Origin of the sequence: Helicobacter sp. 13S00482-2, from assembly GCF_002272795.1 — a bacterium.
Taxonomy (GTDB): Bacteria; Campylobacterota; Campylobacteria; order Campylobacterales; family Helicobacteraceae; genus Helicobacter_J.
The window spans coordinates 65,508-87,265 of sequence record NZ_MLAT01000002.1; the positions used below are offsets into that span (position 1 = coordinate 65,508).

The 21,758-nt window shown below is 32.9% G+C and carries 20 protein-coding genes; 10 read left to right on the forward strand and 10 right to left on the reverse strand.

Features of this window, described 5'->3' with window-relative positions:
- Window positions 1-15 precede the first annotated feature (15 nt).
- The 5 genes from BKH42_RS01630 to acpS all read left to right on the forward strand — a co-directional run bounded on the left by BKH42_RS01630 (window position 16) and on the right by acpS (window position 3,297).
- Window positions 16-1,329: a hemolysin family protein gene (locus BKH42_RS01630; RefSeq protein ID WP_095294146.1), complete on the forward strand. Its 1,314-nt coding sequence runs from the start codon at window positions 16-18 to the stop codon at window positions 1,327-1,329.
- A 76-nt stretch (window positions 1,330-1,405) separates the two neighbouring features.
- On the forward strand, window positions 1,406-1,774 hold the full coding sequence (locus BKH42_RS01635) for a hypothetical protein (protein WP_095294147.1): 369 nt from the start codon (window positions 1,406-1,408) through the stop codon (window positions 1,772-1,774).
- On the forward strand, window positions 1,767-2,357 hold the full coding sequence (gene rsmD / locus BKH42_RS01640) for a 16S rRNA (guanine(966)-N(2))-methyltransferase RsmD (protein ID WP_095294150.1): 591 nt from the start codon (window positions 1,767-1,769) through the stop codon (window positions 2,355-2,357). Before BKH42_RS01635 ends, rsmD begins: the two co-directional genes overlap by 8 nt.
- Window positions 2,358-2,380: 23 nt before the next feature.
- Window positions 2,381-2,920, forward strand: coding sequence for a flagellar basal body-associated protein FliL (fliL, locus tag BKH42_RS01645; protein WP_095294152.1), 540 nt, complete (start codon window positions 2,381-2,383; stop codon window positions 2,918-2,920).
- Entirely contained in the window at window positions 2,917-3,297 is a 381-nt protein-coding gene (acpS, locus tag BKH42_RS01650) for a holo-ACP synthase (protein WP_095294155.1), read from the forward strand. Before fliL ends, acpS begins: the two co-directional genes overlap by 4 nt.
- Here acpS and BKH42_RS01655 read toward each other — a convergent pair.
- From BKH42_RS01655 to BKH42_RS01685, 7 genes are all read right to left on the reverse strand, one after another.
- Window positions 3,275-3,616 carry an AzlD domain-containing protein gene (locus BKH42_RS01655; protein WP_095294157.1) on the reverse strand — a complete coding sequence of 114 codons (342 nt, stop codon included), beginning with the start codon at window positions 3,614-3,616 and terminating at the stop codon, window positions 3,275-3,277. The two genes, acpS and BKH42_RS01655, sit on opposite strands and share 23 nt — an antisense overlap.
- Entirely contained in the window at window positions 3,616-4,311 is a 696-nt protein-coding gene (locus tag BKH42_RS01660; protein ID WP_095294160.1) for an AzlC family ABC transporter permease, read from the reverse strand. Before BKH42_RS01660 ends, BKH42_RS01655 begins: the two co-directional genes overlap by 1 nt.
- Window positions 4,302-5,444, reverse strand: a complete 1,143-nt coding sequence (locus BKH42_RS01665; protein ID WP_095294163.1) for an ABC transporter permease — start codon at window positions 5,442-5,444, stop codon at window positions 4,302-4,304. Before BKH42_RS01665 ends, BKH42_RS01660 begins: the two co-directional genes overlap by 10 nt.
- Window positions 5,441-6,481 (reverse strand): ABC transporter permease, encoded by a 1,041-nt coding sequence (locus tag BKH42_RS01670; RefSeq protein WP_257874224.1) that lies wholly within the window; start codon window positions 6,479-6,481, stop codon window positions 5,441-5,443. Before BKH42_RS01670 ends, BKH42_RS01665 begins: the two co-directional genes overlap by 4 nt.
- Before the next feature lie 41 nt (window positions 6,482-6,522).
- The gene (locus BKH42_RS01675; protein WP_095294409.1) at window positions 6,523-7,512 is read right to left on the reverse strand and encodes an efflux RND transporter periplasmic adaptor subunit; all 990 of its coding nucleotides are present in this window, start codon (window positions 7,510-7,512) and stop codon (window positions 6,523-6,525) included.
- 10 nt (window positions 7,513-7,522) lie between these two features.
- The gene (locus tag BKH42_RS01680; RefSeq protein WP_095294168.1) at window positions 7,523-8,950 is read right to left on the reverse strand and encodes a TolC family protein; all 1,428 of its coding nucleotides are present in this window, start codon (window positions 8,948-8,950) and stop codon (window positions 7,523-7,525) included.
- 86 nt (window positions 8,951-9,036) lie between these two features.
- Window positions 9,037-9,390, reverse strand: a complete 354-nt coding sequence (locus BKH42_RS01685; protein WP_095294171.1) for a rhodanese-like domain-containing protein — start codon at window positions 9,388-9,390, stop codon at window positions 9,037-9,039.
- 115 nt (window positions 9,391-9,505) lie between these two features.
- Between BKH42_RS01685 and BKH42_RS01690 the strand changes: the two genes are divergently transcribed.
- The 3 genes from BKH42_RS01690 (at window position 9,506) to BKH42_RS01700 (ending at window position 15,178) form a co-directional block, all read left to right on the forward strand.
- Window positions 9,506-12,340: an FAD-binding and (Fe-S)-binding domain-containing protein gene (locus BKH42_RS01690; protein WP_095294174.1), complete on the forward strand. Its 2,835-nt coding sequence runs from the start codon at window positions 9,506-9,508 to the stop codon at window positions 12,338-12,340.
- A complete protein-coding gene (locus tag BKH42_RS01695; RefSeq protein ID WP_095294177.1) occupies window positions 12,337-13,026 on the forward strand; it encodes a di-trans,poly-cis-decaprenylcistransferase in 690 nt (229 codons plus the stop codon). Before BKH42_RS01690 ends, BKH42_RS01695 begins: the two co-directional genes overlap by 4 nt.
- Before the next feature lie 262 nt (window positions 13,027-13,288).
- A complete protein-coding gene (locus BKH42_RS01700) occupies window positions 13,289-15,178 on the forward strand; it encodes a DUF1561 family protein (RefSeq protein ID WP_095294179.1) in 1,890 nt (629 codons plus the stop codon).
- A gap of 524 nt (window positions 15,179-15,702) precedes the next feature.
- Here BKH42_RS01700 and BKH42_RS01705 read toward each other — a convergent pair.
- A complete protein-coding gene (locus tag BKH42_RS01705) occupies window positions 15,703-16,638 on the reverse strand; it encodes a bile acid:sodium symporter family protein (RefSeq protein WP_095294182.1) in 936 nt (311 codons plus the stop codon).
- A 69-nt stretch (window positions 16,639-16,707) separates the two neighbouring features.
- A complete protein-coding gene (locus tag BKH42_RS01710) occupies window positions 16,708-17,991 on the reverse strand; it encodes a citrate synthase (RefSeq protein WP_095294184.1) in 1,284 nt (427 codons plus the stop codon).
- A gap of 672 nt (window positions 17,992-18,663) precedes the next feature.
- On the opposite strand from BKH42_RS01710, the gene icd reads away from it, so the two are divergent.
- Complete coding sequence (gene icd, locus BKH42_RS01715; protein WP_095294187.1) at window positions 18,664-19,956, forward strand: isocitrate dehydrogenase (NADP(+)); 1,293 nt, start codon at window positions 18,664-18,666, stop codon at window positions 19,954-19,956.
- A 99-nt stretch (window positions 19,957-20,055) separates the two neighbouring features.
- A complete protein-coding gene (locus tag BKH42_RS01720; RefSeq protein WP_095294189.1) occupies window positions 20,056-20,928 on the forward strand; it encodes a DMT family transporter in 873 nt (290 codons plus the stop codon).
- A 10-nt stretch (window positions 20,929-20,938) separates the two neighbouring features.
- On the opposite strand, the gene BKH42_RS01725 is transcribed toward BKH42_RS01720, so the two are convergent.
- Window positions 20,939-21,328 carry a hypothetical protein gene (locus BKH42_RS01725; protein WP_095294192.1) on the reverse strand — a complete coding sequence of 130 codons (390 nt, stop codon included), beginning with the start codon at window positions 21,326-21,328 and terminating at the stop codon, window positions 20,939-20,941.
- Window positions 21,329-21,758: the final 430 nt, after the last annotated feature.

Below are 21,758 nucleotides of genomic sequence, written 5' to 3' on the forward strand. Positions count from 1 at the left end.
TATCAGTCGGTTTTGATGTTTATTTTTGCAATTTTTTTAGTTCTTTTGAATGCCTTTTTTGTCCTCTCTGAATTCGCTATAGTAAAAGTTAGAAAGTCTCGACTTGAAGAGCTTTGCAAATCCAAAAAACTCAACGCAAAGTTGGCCTTAAAAATCTCCAATCAGCTTGACACTTATCTGAGTGCAACACAACTTGGAATCACGCTCTCTTCCCTAGCGCTTGGTTGGATAGGCGAACCTGCAGTTGCAAGACTTCTGAGTATCTTGCTTGGAAATTTTTTTGATGCTTCTTCCATTTTGATGCATACCATTAGCTTTATTATAGCTTTTACATTTATTACACTTTTGCACGTAGTGTTAGGAGAAATCGTCCCAAAATCAATAGCCATTGCTAGATCTGAAAGTGCTGCTTTATTTGTGGCTAGACCCTTGTATTCTTTTTGGATCGTATTTTATCCTGTAATCAGACTTTTTGACATTTTGGCTGCTTTTTTTCTGAAGAGATTGGGTATCCAACCAGCCAAAGAACAAGACAATATACATTCGGAAGAGGAACTTAAGATTATCGTTGGAGAGAGTCTAAAGGGTGGATTTATCGATTCAATTGAGGGGGAAATCATTAAAAATGCAGTTGATTTCTCTGATACTATCGCTAAAGAAATCATGACTCCTAGAAAAGATATGATTTGTCTAAATGCAGAGAAAACATATGAGGAAAATATACAAATAGTAATGGAAAGTCGTCATACTAGATATCCATACTGCGAAGGTAGTAAAGACAATGTGGTAGGAATGATTCATATTCGAGATTTGCTTACAAGTTCAGTGTTTGAAGCACATAATAGAGAGCTCAAAAGTTTAGTGAGAGAAATCATAATCGTTCCTGAGAGTGCTTCAGTTTCGCAAATACTCATCAAGATGAATAAAGAACAAATCCATACAGCCCTTGTTATTGATGAATATGGCGGAACAGCAGGACTTCTCACAATGGAAGACATCATTGAAGAGATTATGGGTGATATTTCTGATGAACACGATCTGAAAACAGAAGATATGCATCAGATTGATGAAAACACTTATGAATTTGATGGAATGATGGATTTAGAAAGCGTCGAAGAAATTATGGATGTAGAATTTGATGATGAATGCGAACAAGTAACTATCGGGGGTTATGTCTTTGGGATGCTTGGAAGACTGCCTGTGGTTGGAGATTGTGTAAGCGATGAGAATTGTGAATTTGAGATTTCTAGCATGGATGGTGCTAGAATAAAAAGATTGAAAGTTAAAAAAATATTCAAAGAACAAATCCCTGAAGTAAAAGAAACATAACCCGTACTAAAAAAATTATTATGTAGAGCTAAGAGAGAAAATTATATAATTAAAGTAATCAAAAAATGGAGTTTGAATGAAAATATCAGTTATGTGCGAGTCACTGCTTCTTCAAGATGCATTGACTTACTATCTCAAAGATATGCTGGTAGAATTTGAAGATTGTGAATTTGTTATTTCTGATAGACCATTGCAAATCTCCAAACCTATTTGCACTATCGGATCTTCATCTCATTCAGATATCAAAAAACCTTTCACACAAATAAGCTTATTTGAAAATTTACAAAATTTTTATCATCATAAACTTAAATCTACAAAAATTAGTGCTAACATCATTCCGGAAAATTTCTTAAACATCAAAAATCCAGAACTAAAAATGCAGATTGACTCAATACTAGCAGAATTCTCAAGTAAAATCTACCAAACTCTAAAGAATAATGGCTAATAAATCTACAATCAAAATTATCAGTGGAAAGTTTAAGGGCACTTCCTTGCAAATGCCAAAAACAACTCTCACAAGATCTAGCAAATCGATTTTAAAAGAATCTTTATTTAATACTATTTCTTCAGATATAATCGGGAGTTGTTTTATTGAGGCTTTTGCAGGAACTGGATCTATTGGACTAGAAGCATTAAGTCATAGAGCAAAAGAGGTTTGGTTTTTTGAAAATAACAAAAGTTCTTTTGGGGTTTTAAATTCCAACATAATGCTTTTGAAAAAAAAAGATCCTGATATAAATGCTTTTATTTTTTATGGTGATACATTTGAACTTTTACATCATCAAATCAACAAGAACAATATAAAAAAAATTATTTATTTTGATCCACCATTTAATATAAGAGAGAATTATGCCGATGTATATGAAAAATGCATTAAATTACTCCAGAGGATTTTAAATCCGAGTATTTTTTTGGTCATTTTTGAGCATATGAGCGAATACCAAATGCCTCAAAATATTGCGTGTTTTAGTATAATAAAGCAAAGAAAATTCGGTAAAAGTTCGTTAGCATACTATAATAGAATCTAATCTCAATAATATAAAGGAAACAAATGGCTGAAGAAAAAGAAACAACAGAAGAACAACAAACTCCAAAACAAAATAAAACCTTAATTTTTGTTATTATCGGTGTGATTGTGCTTTTATTAATGATTGGTGTTGTGGCTGGATTTTGGCTTTTAAGTGGAAACAAGGGTAGTGATGAGGCAAAAAGTTTGGAAAGTCCTATGAATATCCAAGTGCAAAAAAAGCCTAGTGGTGACACTAGGGCTTCTAATTACCTTAATGTTGGACCATTATATCAAATGCCTGAGCCTTTTATTGTGAACCTAGTCACTCAAAGCGGTCGGCGTTATCTCAAAACTTCAATAACCTTAGAACTTAGCAATGAAAAGTTACAAAAAGAAGTTGAAGCAAAATCAACCATCATTCAAGACAGTATCATTGAAATTCTATCCTCAAAATCCATCGAAGAAATAGCGACAACAAAAGGCAAAGATCGCCTTAAAGATGAGATTGTCAATAGAATCAATAATTTTTTGATTGATGGTTATATTAAGAATGTCTTTTTTACTGAGTTTGTGATTCAATGATAGGAATTGATATCGTCGCTATTTCTCGTATTGAAAAAAATATTACGAAATATGGTGAAGTTTTTTTAAAAAAATTTCTCTCTCAAGAAGAAATTCTTTTAGCAACAAACTCTTTGGGCTATAAAATCACAACGATAGCTGGATTTTGGGCAGCCAAAGAGGCTTGCTCAAAAGCACTCGGAGTGGGAATATCTGAGCAATTGGGGTTTCTTGATATGGAGTTATCCAAAAATAATAAAAATGCTCCATTTATAACACTGAAAAAAGATAAAATGAGTTTTTTTAACATAGACTCTATATCTCTTAGCATCACACACGATGGGGGATTTGCTATCGCTGCAGTGATGGTAAATCTTAAGAACCAAAGAAGTGACTGAGAATACCGCTTTGAATCAAATACATATATAAAATTGTTCCTGCCAAGATGCTAACCACATATATTTTTAATATGGTTTGACATACTACCACGCACATAAGTGCTAAGATTTCATTCAAGCCAAAAGGTGCCGCACTCATTTCTGTGCCTTTAAGACAATATACAATAAGCATTCCAATAATCGCATTGGGCAAAACCTTTCCAAGATAGTGTAAAAAAACAGGCGTATGTCTCTTGGAATTAAATATTATAAAAGGTAGAGCACGACTGAGAAATGTGATAACAATAATTATCAAAACAATGATGACTGAATCTAGCATTACTCCTCCAATTTTTTTCTAAATAACATCAATATAAAAGTCATAAAAATAAGCGAAGGCAATAAAAAATTCTCTCCGCATAAAAGTAGGCAAATCAAACTAGTACAGATACCTACAATAGCAGGAATATGATTTGAGGTATGTTTCCATTGTTCCATAAAAATAACCACAAAAATGGCAGTCATCACAAATTCAACACCCCTAGAATCAAAATTAAATTTAGAACCAATTAAAGCCCCACTAACAGAACCAATAATCCAGTAAATGTGATTAAACAAGGCAATAAAAAACATAAAATAAGATTCATTTATACCTTCCTTAGGTTTTTTTACATTAAAAAGAGCAAAGGTTTCATCTGTAAGTGAATGTATCATATAAAGAAGTTTTTTACCCATTTTTGAAAATTTTTCAAGCATACTAATGCTATAGAAAATCTGCCTAGCATTCACAATAGCAGATAACACAACAGCACCCCAGATACTAACTCCACCAGCTAATAACCCTATGGCCACAAATTGCATTGCCCCAGCATAAATAAATACTGACATAAAAAACGCCCAGACAAAATCATATCCGCTTTTATCTAAGAGTACTCCAAAGGCAAAACCCATCAATAAATACCCCATCATAATTGGAATAGTATGAGGAAAAGCATCCTTTAATGCGATAAAGATTTCATTTTGCTTCAAAGCCATTTATATTTCCTTGATTTGGATCTTATGATAAACGCACTTACAAGAACACAAGCAATACAAATCCCCAAAAGCCAGAAAAACTCGCTCATCACTAAACTCAAATCTGCTCCCATTTGATTCATGCGAACAAGAGCATTGATACCTTGAAATGCGGGGACAAAATGCATAGCCCACACAATGGGCTTTGGTAAAAGCTCTATGGGCCAAATAAATCCCATCATAAAGATTAAAGGCAACGAAGAAATAAGAATAATTTGAGTTGGCAAAACAGAATTTTTTACCAAAAGTCCTAAAAGAGTCCCTAAACTCGCACAGCATAAAATAAACATCGCACCAAAACACCAAAATGATGTGATGTCTGCTCCAATATTAACTCCATATATTTCAAACAAAAACCCAAAATACAACAAAAATAAAACCACATAGATACAAAAAAAAGCAAACATTCTAGCTAAAACTAACTTCAATGCCCCTGTCTTATTCCAATACCCCTCAATACCATTTAGATTTTGCTCATTTTGAGAAGCACCTAAAATTCCTGCTCCAATTATCAAAGTTTGATGCAAAATAAAAACAAGAATAGCTGCTAGTGCATAATTAATATATCCCATAGTGGGATTATACAGGGGGATAGAATCACGTACAATAAGATCTGTGTCCTGAGATTTTCCTTCAAAAAATAAACGTTTGATTTTGATATTAGTAGAAATTTCTTCAACTGCTTTATGTATGCCATCTATAACGGCTCCATATATCAAAAAATAAGAAGCATTCGCTAAATAAAAAACCTCAACTGGAGTATGTCTATAAACACCCGCTTCAAAGCCGTTAGGAATTTCCAAAATGCCGTAAATTTTACCTTGATTTAAAAGTTCCTGGGCTTTTTTCATTGAGGAGGTGACAAAATCCACATCAACCTGAGCTGTCGAATCCGCTAAAAAAATCAACTCTTTTGAAAGCGTTGTATTGTCATTATCCACAACAATAATTTTTTGGGATTGTACGGTATTGTTTTTATAAGGAGCTGGATATAAAAAAGCATAAAGAAACGAACCTATTATCACTGTAAATATTACTGGAACATTTTTAAAAATCGCACGAAACTCTTGAAGAATCACACATCCAAAGCTCATTTCCCCCTCCTAAAGTCTTCAATTAAAACCCCTAATGGCAAAAAAAGCAAAAATGGGAACATTTGAATAATAATTTTCAGAGTATCGTTCCAAGCAAGTCCATAATTTGCTTGTTGTAAATAAATCTCCATAAAATAAGAAATAGGCAAGATATGACTCCAAAAAAGTGCGAATCCATCCATAGCGTTTTGTGGATAAGTAATACCAGCAAACGCCAATCCAGGAGCTGTATAAGCAGCAATGACGCTCACAGTTTTAGTCATATCACGCAAGAGTGCCTGAAAAAAAATTACAATAGCACTGATTGAAGAACTCATCATCACAATACCTAAAAACAAAACCAGATAGCTTCCATTCATAGGATACCCGATAGTTTGAAAAAAAACCATCATGGCCATTCCCCAAAAAGTAAAAATGATTATATTCACACCAAAAGCTTGTAGATAGTTTTTTGCACCAGAAATTCTCCCTATGCTGTTTAACATTCCTAGTGCAGTCAATATCTGCCACGTACAGGGCAAAATCAAAGTCATTAAAAATTGTGCATAATCATTGCTAGGATTATATAGAGCTTGGATCTTTGAGACAATAGGCATTGCACTTGAAAAAGCAACACCAAAATTAGAGCTTTTAATCAGTTTTCTGATGGTATCAGTTTTTGCATTAACCGTGGAGATAACCTTTAAAAAAGAACTATCAAGTGCTTTTCCAATCAGCACAAATTGTGCATTATAATAAAAACCAATTTTACTCTCTACGCCCAACTTAATGTTTTTTTGTAATCCATCAGGAATAATCACAAGCCCATAAATATTTCCATCATTAAGATCATCCTTTGCTTCAAGAATAGAATTATATTCTTTCACGACTCTCAATGTTGAAGTTGAATCAAGATCAAATTCAATCTCTCTTGAAATGCTACTTTTATCCCCATCAATAACACCAATTGGGAGATCTGTTGGCAATCGAACATAAAATGCACTATAAATAAGCAATGCTATAGGTATGGGAAGAACAAAACAAACCACAAATAACATTTTATTCTTAAGAAAATATTCAAATACTCCTTTACAATGAATCATTTGCTTGGTTCTAATCTCACAAGAACGCTCATTCCCACACGCAAACCCTCAATCTGTTCTATGGGCTTTGCTTCTATTTCAAAGCTCTTCATATCATAACCCTTGGTAGCTGAAGTTGCCTTCCAAGTTGCAAATTCACCCATAACAGAAACATAATCAACTTTAAAAGTTGCTTTTTTATCAAGTGCGGGGATATAAGCCTCAAAGTTTTGACCTACTTCAAATTTTTTGAGATATTTTTCAGGCACAGCGATTTTGAGCCAGGCTTGTTTCATATTAACAATCAAGGCAACAGGAAACCCACTAGGACTGAGTTCTCCGCTATGTAAAAGAATATTACTCACTTCTCCATCAACAGGTGCATAAGCTTGAATATCTTTAATATAAGCTTGAACTTCACTCACCTGTCCTTTTGCAACACGCTCTTTTTCAAAAGCCGCCTTTTTAATTTCCGAACTTGCCCCATCTAATGCGATTTTATATTGCTGATATGCTGTATTCTCATTGTATTTTGCACTTTCATAAGCAGTGTAAGCCTCATCCCTTTTTTGCAAACTCACCACTCCATTATCATAAAGACTCTGTATCCTCTTGTAGGTTTTTTCTGCCAAACTTGCCATCGCTTTAGCACTCTGCCAAATATCTTTTGCAGAAATAATAGTTTCTTCCCTAGATCCCTTGTGGGTTTCATTGCTAAGTGCCTTAGCTGCTTCATAACCTGCCTGTGCCTGTGTGAGTTTTGCGTGCAATTCAGGACTTTTAATGGTGTATATTAAATCACCCTTCTTAACCTTTTCGCCTTTTTTAACAAAAACCTCATCAATCCTTCCAGCAAGTTTTGAACTCACACTATACTCTTTGGCACTGATTTGGCCTTGAAGTATTTGAGGTTTAGGACTGTATGCTTTATAAAATGTAACACAAAGCCAAATTACAATCAGTGCAAGAAGACCTCCTATCAAAGATAATTCAACTTTTTTATTCATTTTTATATCCTTAATTTTGATATTCATAAAACATTTCCAAATTACCACTCAAAGCCATCAAACTTGCCAAAAAAGTAACATATCGATAACTAGCGACCTTTTGCTCAATCAAAACACTTGAGAGGGCATTTCTGGCATCTATTACTTGAGCACTTGTAGCAATCCCTTGCTTAAATGCCTCTTCCTGAAGCTTAAGATTTTCTTTTGCAAGTTCAATACTAGAATCTAAACTTTTATATTCATTTAGAGCAGAGATTGTTTCTTGGTAAGTTTTTTCAGTTAATAACTTCATATCTTTAATAGCTTGAGTATTCAGTGCATTCACCTGAAGTTCTGCAAGTCTTGCAGCCTCATACTTATGAATTCTTCCATTTGGTGTTATAAGAGGCATTCTTGCCCCAATCCCAATATACCAATTAGGTATCATATTATTGAGTAACGAGTCATTGTCTTTCATGATATAGGAACCAAAAAGTCCCACTTGAGGAAGGAATTTGCTCATTTGTATTTTTTTATATTCTTTTGTGATCTGAATTTTATTTGTTAAAGTTTTGAGTGCAGGATAAGATGCAAGTGCTTGATTCACAAAAAAATTAGAATTTAACAATATTTTCTGTGTGTGAATATCTAGAGTTGAAGATGGTAACAATTTTTCTTCTTCTTTCACGCCCAAAATGGTATCAAAAGACAACTGTGCGATTTGCAAAGAATCCTCAGCTTGTTGAGTCTTGGTTTTGGCTCGATCGTATGCGACCTGTGCACTCAAAACCTCAATTCGTGCAATTTGTCCTGCATTTTGCATTTTGATAGCATTTTGATAGTGGGTATGATGCCCTTCTTCAATACTTTTAAGTACTTCGACAATCTCTTCATTCAAAACAACGCCATAATAAATTTTGACCAATTCCTCAAAAGTAGATAATTTTTTTAGCCTATAAGCTTCTGAAGCATCTTTTGCCTCCAAAGAAGCAATTTTACTAGCATAAAGCCTAGCACCTCCAACATAAAGTGGATAGACAATATTTAATGCTCCCAATATAACATCTTGCTTGGTCAGATCTATAGGGGATCCTATGGTGTTAAACAATCCACTTAAAGCTGGAGGTAAGATTGATGAAATTTGATTGAGGGTAGTTTTATCTTTGATAATATCCATACTGATGGGTTTATCTAGATGTAAATAAAATGCATTGATATCAATGCTTGGCAAAAAAGACAGTTTTGTAGCGGTGCTAAGCTTTGATGCACGCTGAACACCAAACTCTAAAGATCTTATTCCTGAGTGATTATTCAAAGCTCTTTCCCAAGCTTTTTTAATATCAATTTTTTCAATATTACTAGAGGGCATAATGATCTTAGTTGGAGCCTCCAACAAATCATCTTGTGCGAAAACAAACCCCAAGAAGAAAACAAACAAGATAAGAAAAACTCTCTTCATATGGATACACCTGATTAATTTCAAAAATTAGAGGGGGTCAATTATAGCAGACTTTTAAAAAAATGAAGCTTTTACACACCTCAGAATCAAGGTTGCAATAAAATCCCATATTCTTCAAAATCGGCAATATTTTCATCCAAATAATAAATATTCTCAAACCCCACCATTATAAGTTCGCTTCCATAAACTGAAGCAGTATGACCACTATAGCACTGCAGAAGGATTTTTTTATCCTTATTGTTTTGAGCTATACTAGCAATAGAACGCAAATCTGTCATGTTCATTGCTCCTTGTATGTGTCCTTCTTTAAAATCATAAGGATGACGAATATCTATGACCATATAATCCTGAGGATCAAAACCTTCTAAATATACTGGATTTGCATAGCTTTTATTATGTTTGCCCAAGAGCTTTTTATTCCTGAGATTTTCTTCTTGCATTCTAATAACCTCATATTCTAAATTATCACGACATTTTAATAAGTTTTTAATAATAAAGTTCCTAATAGATTGGCTAGAATTAGAAGTTTTCTTTAGGATAAAAAAGGGATAAGCAATGCAAGATTATGAATCATTCAAACAAGAGATCAAAAAAAATCTAAAATCAAGGGTCTATGAAGACTACCTAAGAAGATTTGCCTATGGAATTGACGCATCTTGTTATCGCTATATTCCTAAACTCGTCATCAAAGCTTACAATGAAGATGAGATCATAAAAATCTATGCCCTTTCACAAAAATATACTATCCCCATCACTTTTAGAGCCGCAGGAACAAGTTTATCAGGTCAAGCTTGTAGCAATGAAGTGCTAGTGATTACCACACATAATTGGGAAAATATCGAAGTAAAAGAAGATGGAAATCTTATCAAACTCTCCTGCGGAGTAATTGGCTCACAGGCAAATGAAGCACTCAAGCCTTATGGTAAGAAGATAGGTCCAGATCCTGCAACCATCTCTAGTGCTATGATAGGAGGTATTCTATCAAATAATTCAAGTGGTATGTGCTGTGGGGTAAAACAAAATAGCTATAACACTATCAGATCTATTCGAGTGATTCTAGCAGATGGGACATTGCTAGATACTTCAGATGCTAAAAGTGTAGAAAATTTCAAACAAACTCATCAAAAAATGATTGAAGAAATTCTAGAATTAAGAAAAGAAATTTTAGCAGATGAAGAATTAAAAGCAATAATTTTAAAAAAGTATAAAATAAAAAATACAACTGGTTATAGCATTAATTCTTTGGTAGATTTTTCTGATGTCATTGAGATTATTAAACATCTATTTATAGGCAGTGAAGGCACATTAGGCTTTATCAGTGGATGTGAATATGAATGCGTTGAGGATTATCCTTATAAAGCTTGTGCATTATTATTTTACGAAAATATACAGATAGCTGCTAAGGCTGTCAATATCTTCGCTGATCTACAATCACTCATTCAATCAGCAGAAATAATGGACTATGCCTCACTTAAAAGTGTTCAAAATTTCAAGGGGATTCCTGATATTATTCATCAAATACAAAATCACAATGCTTGTATCTTGATTCAAACACAAGCTAGTGACAAACAAATTTTACAAAATAATCTTGATAGCATCTCTAAAGCAATCTCATATATTCCCACTGTTTTACCCCCTTTAATTAGCGATGATGAGAAAATCTATTCTAGTTGGTGGAAGACAAGAAAAGCTCTTTTGCCAATCGCTGCAAGTTCTAGAAGAAAGGGAAGTTGTGTTATTACAGAGGACATTTGCTTTCAGATTAATCTTCTAGGAACAGGTATAAAAATGATAGAGAAGCTGTTTGAAAAATATGGCTTTAAAGATAATGGTATTATTTTTGGACACGCCCTAAGTGGAAATATTCATTTTATTATAACACCCATATTAAGCAATAAAGATGAGTTTGAAAATTTTGAAAGTCTCATCAAAGAAATGAGTCAAAATATTGTAGATCTTAAAGGAAGCATCAAAGCAGAACACGGTACAGGAAGAATGATTGCTCCTTTTGTGGAATTAGAGTGGGGAAAAAAGGCCTATGAGATAAATAAAAAAATCAAGCACATTTTTGATCCAAATAATCTCATTAATCCCGATGTGATTATTTCAAACAACCCCAATATCCACCTCAAAAATCTCAAACCTAGCACAGAAATTGAAGAATATTTAGATGCTTGTATGGAATGTGGTTTTTGTGAAAAAATCTGTCCAAGTAAAAATCTTACCCTAACACCAAGAGGACGTATTGGTGTTTATAGGGAAATAAAAAGACTTGAACTGAGTGTTCAATCAGGCAATACTAAAGATATTCCTATTTTAAAAGAACTTAAAAAAGATTTTGATTATTTTGTTGATAAAACCTGTGCGGCCTGTAAAATGTGTTCAAGTCTATGCCCTATAGAAATACCTACAGAAAAAATTGCTCTAGAAAATAGGGCTAAAAAATCAGAAGGAATGAAAGAAAAAATCGCCCACAAAATCCTTCATCATATGAAAGTCAGCACTTCTATACTTGGATTTGGACTTAAAGGAAGCGAATTTACTTCCAATATTTTAGGAGAAAATAACCTTATAAAGCTAAATTCTTCAATCAGAAATTTTTCCACAATGATTCCTAAAATCAGCAAAAATCTACCTACACAAAATACATACAAATTAAAAAATAAATTCTTTGGGAATACCGATGTGATCTATTTCACTACCTGCATCAATCGAACTTTTGCACCATCAAAAAATATGCCTGACCAAAGAAGCATTCAAGAAGTCTTTGAATCTTTATGCGCTAAAACAAAAACAAATATCATCTATCCTGAAAAAATCGATTCTATGTGTTGTGGAAAGGCATTTATGGATTATAAAAAACTATCTGAAGAAAATATTAACAAAAATTATCTCTATCTAGATAAACTCTCCAAGAGTGGAAAAATACCCATAGTTATGGATCATACCGCCTGCAGCAACCATTTAATAGAAAACCTAAAATCTAAAAATTTAATCATCTATGATCTAAATGTTTATATTTATGAGTTCTTGCTTCCAGTATTAAAAATAACTCCCATCAACGAAAACATAGGACTTTATACAATGTGTGCTGGGAAAAAAATGTCTCAGGAAGATAAAATGCACACTTTGGCAAAAAAATGCACGAAAGGAAAAATTTATATTCATAAAAACACTGGTTGTTGTGGTTTTGCAGGGGATAAAGGATTTTTTACTCCCGAACTAAATCAAAGTGCATTAGAAGGTTTTAGCAAATATTATAAAGACAAAAAAATCAAAAGAGGTTTTGGAAGTTCAAGTACTTGCGAGATTGGATTGAGCGATAAAACTGGTTTTGGTTGGCAACATATAGCATATTTAGTAGATGAATGTTCAAGGGGTGAAATTTGAATCAATTAAAACATCTAGCCATCATTATGGATGGAAATGGAAGATGGGCAAAACAAAAAGGAAAGATACGAACTCAAGGCCATAAAAAAGGTATTCAGACTGTCAGAGAAATAACAAAATGGTGTGCAAAAAATGATATTTCTTACCTGAGCTTGTATGCCTTCTCAACAGAAAACTGGAATCGCCCAAAAACTGAGGTTGATTTTCTGATGAAAAGTTTGGAAAAATATTTATTACAAGAAACCCACACCTACCATCAAAACAATATACGATTTAAGGCAATTGGAAATATTGAAACCTTTAGCAATCCATTAAAAACACTCATAAAAGATCTGGAACAAAGCACCTCTTCAAACACCGCACTCACTCAAATTTTGGCTCTAAATTATGGATCAAAAGATGAGATTAAAAGAGCTTTTGAAAAAATTTTATTGGAAAAAACTTATGAAAAAGAATCAGATATTCAAAAACTCATAGAGTCAAATCTAGACACTTCAGAAATTCCAGATGTGGACTTACTTATTCGCACAGGCGGAGAAATGCGATTATCAAATTTTTTACTCTGGCAAATAAGTTATGCAGAATTATTCTTCACCCCCACTCTTTGGCCTGATTTTAATACCAATGAACTTCGTGAAATCATACAATCTTACCAAACTCGCATAAGAAGATTTGGTTCATTATGAGATCTAAGATCATTAAATAGAATTTTTTAGATTATTAATATTTTCCTTCTATATTGAAATACTTAGCAAATCTATATAGTTTTATTAATTTAAGAAAAATAGCAAGAAATAGTTAGTTGTGGAACAAGATTTTATGAAAATTTCTTCATAGATTTGATGCATCTTTTGGTACAAAAATAATATTTTATATTATATAATACACTTTATCAATAAATTGCAAAATGAGTGATTATTGATAAAAATTATCATTATAAGGATCAAAATGAACTCCATATTTTTAAAAATTTTTCTAGGGATTCTTTTTTTAAGCCCTGTATATGCAAATAATCTAGATGTTTCACAGAAACTTACCGATAAACCCATAGATAAGGCCATTAGAATCAAAACACACGATAAGGGAAATTATTGTTATGCTCCAGTATTTACGGGTGGAGAAGGTTATATTTATATAGATAATTGCTCTTCTTCAAATGTCAAATTTGCGAGATATGATGTATTTCAAAGAATTTCTTATAAAATCAACGATACCTGGCTATGCATAACCGCTCCAGCATCTGTGACAGAAAGTCTCAGCAGCACAAATTGGGATTATGTAGTTCTAAGGCCTTGTGTCATCAATGATCCTAATCAAAGATGGATTGTCAAAAATAATGCTTTTTGGACTGCTGATGAAAGATTCAGACTCAAAGATTATGGTTGGTATGCTTATATTTCAAAAAATCCTTCAGATTACTATGATCATACCTTAGATTCTTCTATGAATACCTGGATAAACACCGTAGCCACTCCAGGCAACATAAGTTCACAAACTCTCCTTTCTTGGATATTTTTTAATTCTTCTGAATGGGGTATTTACTACATAGAAAATAATCGTTCGGCAGCTGATCGGGCTACTAGCCTGTATTACAACCCTGAGAATGGTCATATTGCCCAATATTATCCAAATACTGGAAGCCTATATTGCATGACTTCAAACACAACGGACGAACAGGATTGGAACTGGGTGAGTTGGAATTATTGTTCAGATAGTATCCCAAAAAATAAGGACAATATGTATTGGGATATCTCATTTATGGTTCAAAACGAAGGAGGCATTAGAGACTACAAAAAAAATATTTTAAGACTCACGCAATATGGAACCAACTGGGGAGTTCCATATACTGTAAAGCCTAGCTATATCAAAAGCGACACAACAAATAAACCTTTGTCAAAATTTTCTTTTTCTCATGATATAGAAAATTGGGTTCGCTATGTCAATGCAAATCTTTCAGAAACACTTCAATACTGCCCTGCCCCAGGGAAAAAATCCTCACAAAATACTAGGGTTAAACGTTCATTACCACCAGATTTTAAACTAAATGAAGAATGGAGAAAAAGACTTTACAATATAGCTACCTCTACAGACAGCACTACTACTAAAGCTGGTGTATGTGGAACTTGTCTTTTACATACTTATCAAATTATAGCAGAACTACAAGAGTACTACCCACGAGCACCCCTTTCTAGTGGAGGATATTTTTTCAATACAGCTCCTAGTGCTGATCCTTTCGTATCACTCCAACAAAGATTTCCTTCCGTATATGGTGTGATGGAAAATGCTCCCACTTGGTATGGAGTAGCTCTTACGCCTTCAGATACTAGTGATAGCATTGCTGCTAGAGTTGCATTCTCTACTACTCAATCGGTATTACCAGGTTTTAATTGGAGTCTTTCAAATTTGGCTACAAATAGATTGGAGATAATGAGTTTGATTAGAAATATGATAGAAGGTCGTCCTGGCACAATATGGATAGCACTCATTACACACACCTTACCTGATGGATCTATTGGTAGACACGCTTTACCAATAATAAGATCTGCTGCTGGATTAAAGCTAATCCCAACAAATACCTCAATGAGTTTTTTTGATTTTACAGACTTTGTTTCAGATACAACTGACCCAAATCTTGTTTATCTTCGTTTGAGTAATCGCGGAACTGCCAATATAACATCCGTTGGTCTGCTAGAACTTACAGGAGCTGCATCAAATCCAGTTAGCGTGACATTCTCTGAGAACAATTGTACTGGAGAGGGAGATGACAGACGAGGAAGTGCCAGAACCCCTAGCAGTGCTTTGGTAAATCAATGTGCTAGTGGTAGATGCTCCTTTTAAATTATCAAAGGCTTTTTGGCCTTTGATAATATCTCGTTCAAGTCTTTCATGATAGACTTTTTTGGTTTTTCCATACCATCTCTAAGATGTATTCTTCACATTTATTCATACAATCATCAATACACTCAAATAAAATAAACCTCTTAATATTATCCGTTTTAAAAATTATCAAAATAAAATGCAATGTTTATATCTTCCTACTAGAATATTTTCCATCAAAATGTGTTTTGGACAACAAATCAAAGAGTATCTTTCTAGAAATAAATCTAAGAATAAAACCAAATCCACCTATAAGATTTAAATAAAGTATCTACAAAATTCAGCCCTTACTAGTAATTTAATAATTTATTAATTTCACACATCTGTATTTATAGATTTTTCGAGGTGATTAAAACGATTTATGAGTTATTTATAAAGGCAAGAATATTTAGAAATAATATGACCGATAAGTTCAAGTTATAAGAATAGAGATAAATACACTATAAAACCCTTTAAATTTAAGATTTATTTTTCAAAAACCATCATCAATCTTTCATTTTTGAATAAATACTTGCCAAAATCCCTCCTGAAATATTATGCCATACGCTAAAAATTGCAGCTGGGAGACTCGCAAGAGGATATATTGCAAAATGTGTAACAGCTAAAGAAGCAGCCAATCCTGAGTTTTGCATACCAACTTCTATTGAAATTGCCTTTATCTTTGCCAATGGCTGTTTAGTCACTTTACCTATGATAAAACCTAACAAATAACCAAAAAGATTATGTAAAGCCACAATCAAAACAATAATAAAACTGCTTGAAAGAAGACTTGCAGAATTTCTGCTCACAATTGAAACAATGATAGCAACGATGCCTATAGTTGAAATTAAAGGCAATACTCCTTGCATCAAATCTGCAAAATTCGGAAAAAATTTATGCACAATAGCCCCTAAAGCTATTGGGACAATCACCACCTGAACAATACTATAAAACATTCCAAACATATCTATTTGTATGCTCTCTCCAGCCAAAATATATATAAGTAATGGTGTCATAATAGGAGCTAGAAAAGTTGTACAACTAGTGATAGCAACAGACAATGCAACATCGCCCTTGGAAAGATAAGTAATAACATTTGAACTTGTTCCACCTGGACTTGATCCAACAAGTATCACTCCAATCGCAATTTCCACAGGCAATACAAAAACCTTCACAAGTACAAAAGCCAAAAAAGGCATTACCACAAACTGAGCAATCACTCCTATAATAACCTCTTTTGGCTTTTTGAGTAGTAATTTAAAATCCTGCATCTTTATGCTAAGTCCCATTCCAAACATAATCAAACCGAGCAAAGGATTAATCAAAATAGGTTTTATAAATAAAAAGTAAGTAGGAAAAAATAAAGCCAAACCGCTAAAAATAACTACAATAAGGGCTAAATTTTTAGCACTAAATTGACTTATGACTCTAAGAAAACTCATTCAAGAATCCTAATTTAAAGATACAAAACTTCAGTTAAAAATTAGGCTCATACAAGCCTAATAATAAAATTATTTACCAAGATACACTTGTCTAGGACGTGTAATTCTAGCATGAGGATTTTTGATATGCTCAAGTAACTGAGCACACCAACCTGGCATTCTACCAATAACAAAAATTGGAGTAAAAAGTTGTGTGGGAATTTTCAATGCCGTTAAAATAATGCCTGAATAAAAATCTACATTTGGATATAGATTTCTTTCTATAAAATACTCGTCATGCAATGCAACCTCTTCAACCTTTTGAGCTATTTCACTCAAATGTGCATCCATACGAATGCCTTTTTTATCTAAATCATCTTTGAAATTTTTTAGTACTCTAGCACGAGGATCATAGTTTTTATACACCCTATGACCAAACCCCATCAATCGAAAAGGATCATTTTTATCCTTAGCCTTAGCGATGAATTTATCAACATTTTTTACATCACCTATTTCGTTGAGTTGTTTAAGAACTTTCTCATTTGCTCCTCCATGTGCTGGTCCCCAAAGGGCTGAAATACCAGCACTGATGGCTGCATATGGATGCACACCAGTTGAAGCAACATTTCTAACTGTAGTTGTAGAAGCATTCTGTCCATGATCTGCATGAAGAGTAAAAATTTTATCTAGTGCTTCAATTTCTAAAGGGGTGATTTCTTCCACCCCCTTTATGGTTTGTTTAAGTTTTCCATGAGGATATGCACGCAACATATAAAGAAAATTTTCAACATAAGATCGTTCAATATCAGGATAAATAAAGGGAGCTCCTACGGAATTTCTATAGCAAAATGCAACCATTGTAGGTATTTTTGCGATAATTCTTCGAGCCATTGTTTGATAATCATCTTCATCTTCCATATCCTTGTGATCAAAATACAAAGTAGAGAGGACTGAGACACCTGAAGATAAAGTCGCCATAGGATGTGCTCCATCAGGAAAGGCAGAAAAAAGATTCATCAAGCCTTCATGTAAAAAACTTCTATGCCTTAGCTCTAAATCAAACTCTTTAGATTCTTTTTCATCTTTTGGTAACTCTTGATTGATAAGAAGTTTGCAGACATCAGTGAATTTATACTTAGCTACCAAATCTTCAACTCTATGTCCCTTATAAAGCAACTCTCCTTTTTTTCCATCAATATAGCTGATGGTAGATTCACATCCTGCAGTAGATCCATACCCAGGATCATATGAAAAAATTCCTGCCGTTTCAAATAGTTTAGAAAAATCTACCGCTTTTGGGCCTCTAGTACAATCAATAAGGTTGAAATCAAACTTTTCATTTGTTTCATTATTAGTTAAGGTCACTGTTCCCATTTCTTGAAATCCTTTTTAAATTTTTAGATTCGACCAATCAGTATCGTATTATCATTTTACTTATAAATAACTAATAGTGTGATTCAAAGGATTATAGAGAGAATTTAATAGACGGAAGATTGTATGGAATTATGTTAGTGGGGAATATTTTTACCTATATAGAGGGCATTATGTTTGAATAATTCGCTCATAAAAACACAATGTCTAAAATCATTCGGCATGACACTTTTATCTATTGTTGTGATTATTTACTAAATATGACTCAATATTCAATAAGCAATGCTATCTTCAATTTCAAGCGTTTTTTCTACAACCTTTCTTCCTGCTTTGTGCTATTTTTAGCATAAAAAATTTAAGATATAGAGATTTATCAATATCAAATTTGAGAGTGAAAAATATTCCTATCACTTTATAAATCGATATCATGCAAGAAAGGAACTTGGCTATGGAATATTTTATATAGGTGCTATCTTAACTATAGTTGCTCGAAGGGATTCTAAGATTTTTATCTCTACTCTAATGCTTCAGCTCTTGGTAAAAATTTAAAAATAATTCACACATAAAAATTAAAAACTTCATTGATTGAAACTAGAAATAACGATTGATTTCAATATTTTGTTTTTTAGTGCTAAACTAGCGATATTATTTTTACAATCTTAAAGGAGAAATAAAATGTCAAAGTTCAATGGCTATAATCCAAAATTCTTACAACTTCCAAAAGAAGGCGAAGCAATCACTTTAGATTCAAGTGGAAATTTAAAAGTTCCCAATAATCCAGTCATACCTTATATTCAAGGAGACGGTATTGGGATAGATATCACTCCTGCGATGCAAAAGGTGATTGATGCAGCTATAAAAAAAGCCTACAAAGGAGAGAGAAAAATCTCTTGGTATGAAGTTTATACAGGTGAAAAATGTTTCAATAAATTTAAAAATGAAAGCTCTCTCACTCCAATGCAGCAGTGGTTATTGCCCGACACCATTGATGCAATTAATTATTTCAAAGTCTCTATCAAGGGACCCTTGACAACTCCTGTAGGAGAAGGATTCAGATCACTTAATGTGGCCTTGCGTCAAATGATGGATTTATATATTTGCTTACGCCCTGTTAGATGGTATGGCAGTCCAAGTCCAGTAAAAGAACCTAATAAAGTGGATATGGTCATATTCCGAGAAAATAGCGAAGATATTTATGCGGGGATTGAATTTGCACAAGGAACTCCTGAGGTAAAAAAAATTATTGATTTCTTGATGAATGAAATGAAGGTTACTAAAATTCGATTTCCTCAAAGCAGTGGTATAGGTATCAAACCTGCTAGCAAAGAAGGCACAGATCGTCTTGTAAGAAAAGCTATCCAATATGCAATAGATAATGATAGGGAGTCAGTCACACTTGTGCATAAAGGCAATATTATGAAATTTACCGAAGGTGCATTTATGAAATGGGGTTATGAACTAGCTCAAAAAGAATTTGGAGCAACACCTATTGACAATGGCCCTTGGTGTAAATTCAAAAATCCAGAAACAGGAAAAGAGATTATTATCAAAGATGTTATTGCCGATGCTTTCTTACAACAAATTCTTTTACGTCCTGCAGAATACGATGTGATTGCCACGATGAATCTTAATGGGGATTATATTTCAGATGCACTCGCTGCAATGGTTGGAGGAATCGGAATAGCACCTGGTGCGAATATGAATGATAGCGTTGCAATGTTTGAAGCCACACACGGAACAGCTCCAAAATACGCTGGTCAAGACAAGGTTAATCCTGGATCAATCATCTTAAGCGCAGAAATGATGCTTCGTCATATGGGATGGCTAGAAGCAGCTGATCTTGTTGTGGATTCTATGAAAAAAGCTATCCAATCCAAAAAGGTCACTTACGATTTTGCAAGACTTATGGATGGTGCAAAAGAAGTAAAATGCTCTGAATTCGCAGATGTAATGATTTCGTGCATGTAACTGTTTTAGCAAAAACCTCATATTTAAATTTATTAAATTTAAATATGGCATTTTTGCTATCATAAATCACTCTATAATTTATGAGAGTACAAAAAATTTATGAAAAATTCAAGAGGTCATCTCTTTGCTATTTTTACCATTTTTGTTTGGGGTAGCACATTTAGCTCTACAAAGGTATTGCTAGAATCTTTTACCGCTTATGAAATTTTGATTTTTCGCTTTATTATCGCATACATATGTTTATTTATCTTTTATCCAAAAATACTAAAACCAACCTCATTTAAAGAAGAAACACTATTTGGTCTCTGCGGTCTTAGCGGGGTATGTTTGTACTTTTTGCTAGAAAATATTGCCCTTGAATATACTTTTGCTTCAAATGCTGGAATATTGGTGTGCATAAGCCCTATCTATACAGCTATTTTGAGATTTATATTTTTCAAAAAACCATTGAATAGCTTTTTCGTCATAGGATTTTTATTTTCATTCATCGGAGTAATTTGTATTGTCCATCAGGGCGATGATTCAATTCAAATAAACCCTTTAGGAGATATTTTATGTATCTTAGCAGGGTTATGCTGGTCTTTTTATACAATATTCCTTGAAAAGCTTTTTAAAACGTATCACAACATTCATACACTAGCTATTACTAAAAAAATATTTTTTTATGGGATTATATTTAGCTCTATAACCTTATTGATTGAAGGAGTCAATCTTAGTATTGATGTTTTTTTGAATCTACAAAATATTTTAAATCTTTTATTTTTGGGTGTTTTTGCTTCTGCGTTATGCTATTTATCTTGGGGTATTTCTATGAAACTTTTAGGAACACTTAAAGCAAGTGCTTATCTATATACCATTCCTGTCATCTCAATTATCATAGCCTCTATCGCACTAGGCGAGTCCATCACATACAATATTATCATAGGGAGTATTTTAGTGTTGTGTGGCTTATTTTTATCTCAAAAAACATAATAAAAATTTGCTACACAAAAATACTTGGTTTTTTATCGAATACTTTTTTTAAAGACAAGAGTTTTGTTTTCAATATAGATAGATTTTCAAATAACTTGCTATGATTTAAACGATAAGATCGATGAATATTCAACATCTCAGGACTATATTGTCCATAAATATCATATTCACAAATAAAATCTTTTCCTAGATTCTCCTTCATGGCTCTGTAGTAATATTTCTCATAATTTAAAAATATCCTTGTTTTGAGTTCTTGTGCAAGTTCTACATTTTTGGATTGTAATGCATTCTCGCATTCTTCAATGATTTTTGGTAACTCTAATAAAACATCAGTTGATGGTTTTGAATTGATAGTTACCTGCTCTAATATATCAATTTTTGATAATGCAGTTTTTTTCATACTAATATCCTTATGAATAGATTATTTTAAATCTTTTGATAGTAATATTATATAACTTTATTTGTAATTAATGAATTAAATATTTATATATTTATAAAAATAATTTTTAGAATCCAAACAGACTAAAAACAAAAATCATAAATTTCAATAAGAAGATAGGGAATCAAAGAATCATAATTTAAAAAATAGAATATTTATAATTTATTTACTCCGCCCAATAATCATAATATCTCCATCCAATAAGCACAAATCCTCTTCAGCAAGATAATTACTCTTTTTAAAAATACTAAATACAAGACAATAAAAAGTCTCTTGTCCCCTATTCAATTACTTGCATAATTAAATAGAAACTCATAATACTTTTAATCATTTCATAATAATGGTTTTAAATCTATGGCTTCAGCCTTAATTTCTGATATAAAGTGAGCAA

What these genes read in the sequence shown, in the direction of transcription:
- BKH42_RS01670 (WP_257874224.1), bottom strand. Translation starts at nt 6,481, where the DNA reads ATGTTATTTGTGGTTTGTTTTGTTCTTCCCATACCTATAGCATTGCTT.
- BKH42_RS01655 (WP_095294157.1), bottom strand. Translation starts at nt 3,616, where the DNA reads ATGCTAGATTCAGTCATCATTGTTTTGATAATTATTGTTATCACATTT.
- BKH42_RS01700 (WP_095294179.1), top strand. Translation starts at nt 13,289, where the DNA reads ATGAACTCCATATTTTTAAAAATTTTTCTAGGGATTCTTTTTTTAAGC.
- BKH42_RS01660 (WP_095294160.1), bottom strand. Translation starts at nt 4,311, where the DNA reads ATGGCTTTGAAGCAAAATGAAATCTTTATCGCATTAAAGGATGCTTTT.
- BKH42_RS01710 (WP_095294184.1), bottom strand. Translation starts at nt 17,991, where the DNA reads ATGGGAACAGTGACCTTAACTAATAATGAAACAAATGAAAAGTTTGAT.
- BKH42_RS01675 (WP_095294409.1), bottom strand. Translation starts at nt 7,512, where the DNA reads ATGAATAAAAAAGTTGAATTATCTTTGATAGGAGGTCTTCTTGCACTG.
- BKH42_RS01705 (WP_095294182.1), bottom strand. Translation starts at nt 16,638, where the DNA reads ATGAGTTTTCTTAGAGTCATAAGTCAATTTAGTGCTAAAAATTTAGCC.
- BKH42_RS01680 (WP_095294168.1), bottom strand. Translation starts at nt 8,950, where the DNA reads ATGAAGAGAGTTTTTCTTATCTTGTTTGTTTTCTTCTTGGGGTTTGTT.
- icd (WP_095294187.1), top strand. Translation starts at nt 18,664, where the DNA reads ATGTCAAAGTTCAATGGCTATAATCCAAAATTCTTACAACTTCCAAAA.
- BKH42_RS01685 (WP_095294171.1), bottom strand. Translation starts at nt 9,390, where the DNA reads ATGCAAGAAGAAAATCTCAGGAATAAAAAGCTCTTGGGCAAACATAAT.
- BKH42_RS01665 (WP_095294163.1), bottom strand. Translation starts at nt 5,444, where the DNA reads ATGAGCTTTGGATGTGTGATTCTTCAAGAGTTTCGTGCGATTTTTAAA.
- BKH42_RS01690 (WP_095294174.1), top strand. Translation starts at nt 9,506, where the DNA reads ATGCAAGATTATGAATCATTCAAACAAGAGATCAAAAAAAATCTAAAA.
- acpS (WP_095294155.1), top strand. Translation starts at nt 2,917, where the DNA reads ATGATAGGAATTGATATCGTCGCTATTTCTCGTATTGAAAAAAATATT.
- BKH42_RS01630 (WP_095294146.1), top strand. Translation starts at nt 16, where the DNA reads ATGTTTATTTTTGCAATTTTTTTAGTTCTTTTGAATGCCTTTTTTGTC.
- fliL (WP_095294152.1), top strand. Translation starts at nt 2,381, where the DNA reads ATGGCTGAAGAAAAAGAAACAACAGAAGAACAACAAACTCCAAAACAA.
- rsmD (WP_095294150.1), top strand. Translation starts at nt 1,767, where the DNA reads ATGGCTAATAAATCTACAATCAAAATTATCAGTGGAAAGTTTAAGGGC.
- BKH42_RS01635 (WP_095294147.1), top strand. Translation starts at nt 1,406, where the DNA reads ATGAAAATATCAGTTATGTGCGAGTCACTGCTTCTTCAAGATGCATTG.
- BKH42_RS01725 (WP_095294192.1), bottom strand. Translation starts at nt 21,328, where the DNA reads ATGAAAAAAACTGCATTATCAAAAATTGATATATTAGAGCAGGTAACT.
- BKH42_RS01720 (WP_095294189.1), top strand. Translation starts at nt 20,056, where the DNA reads ATGAAAAATTCAAGAGGTCATCTCTTTGCTATTTTTACCATTTTTGTT.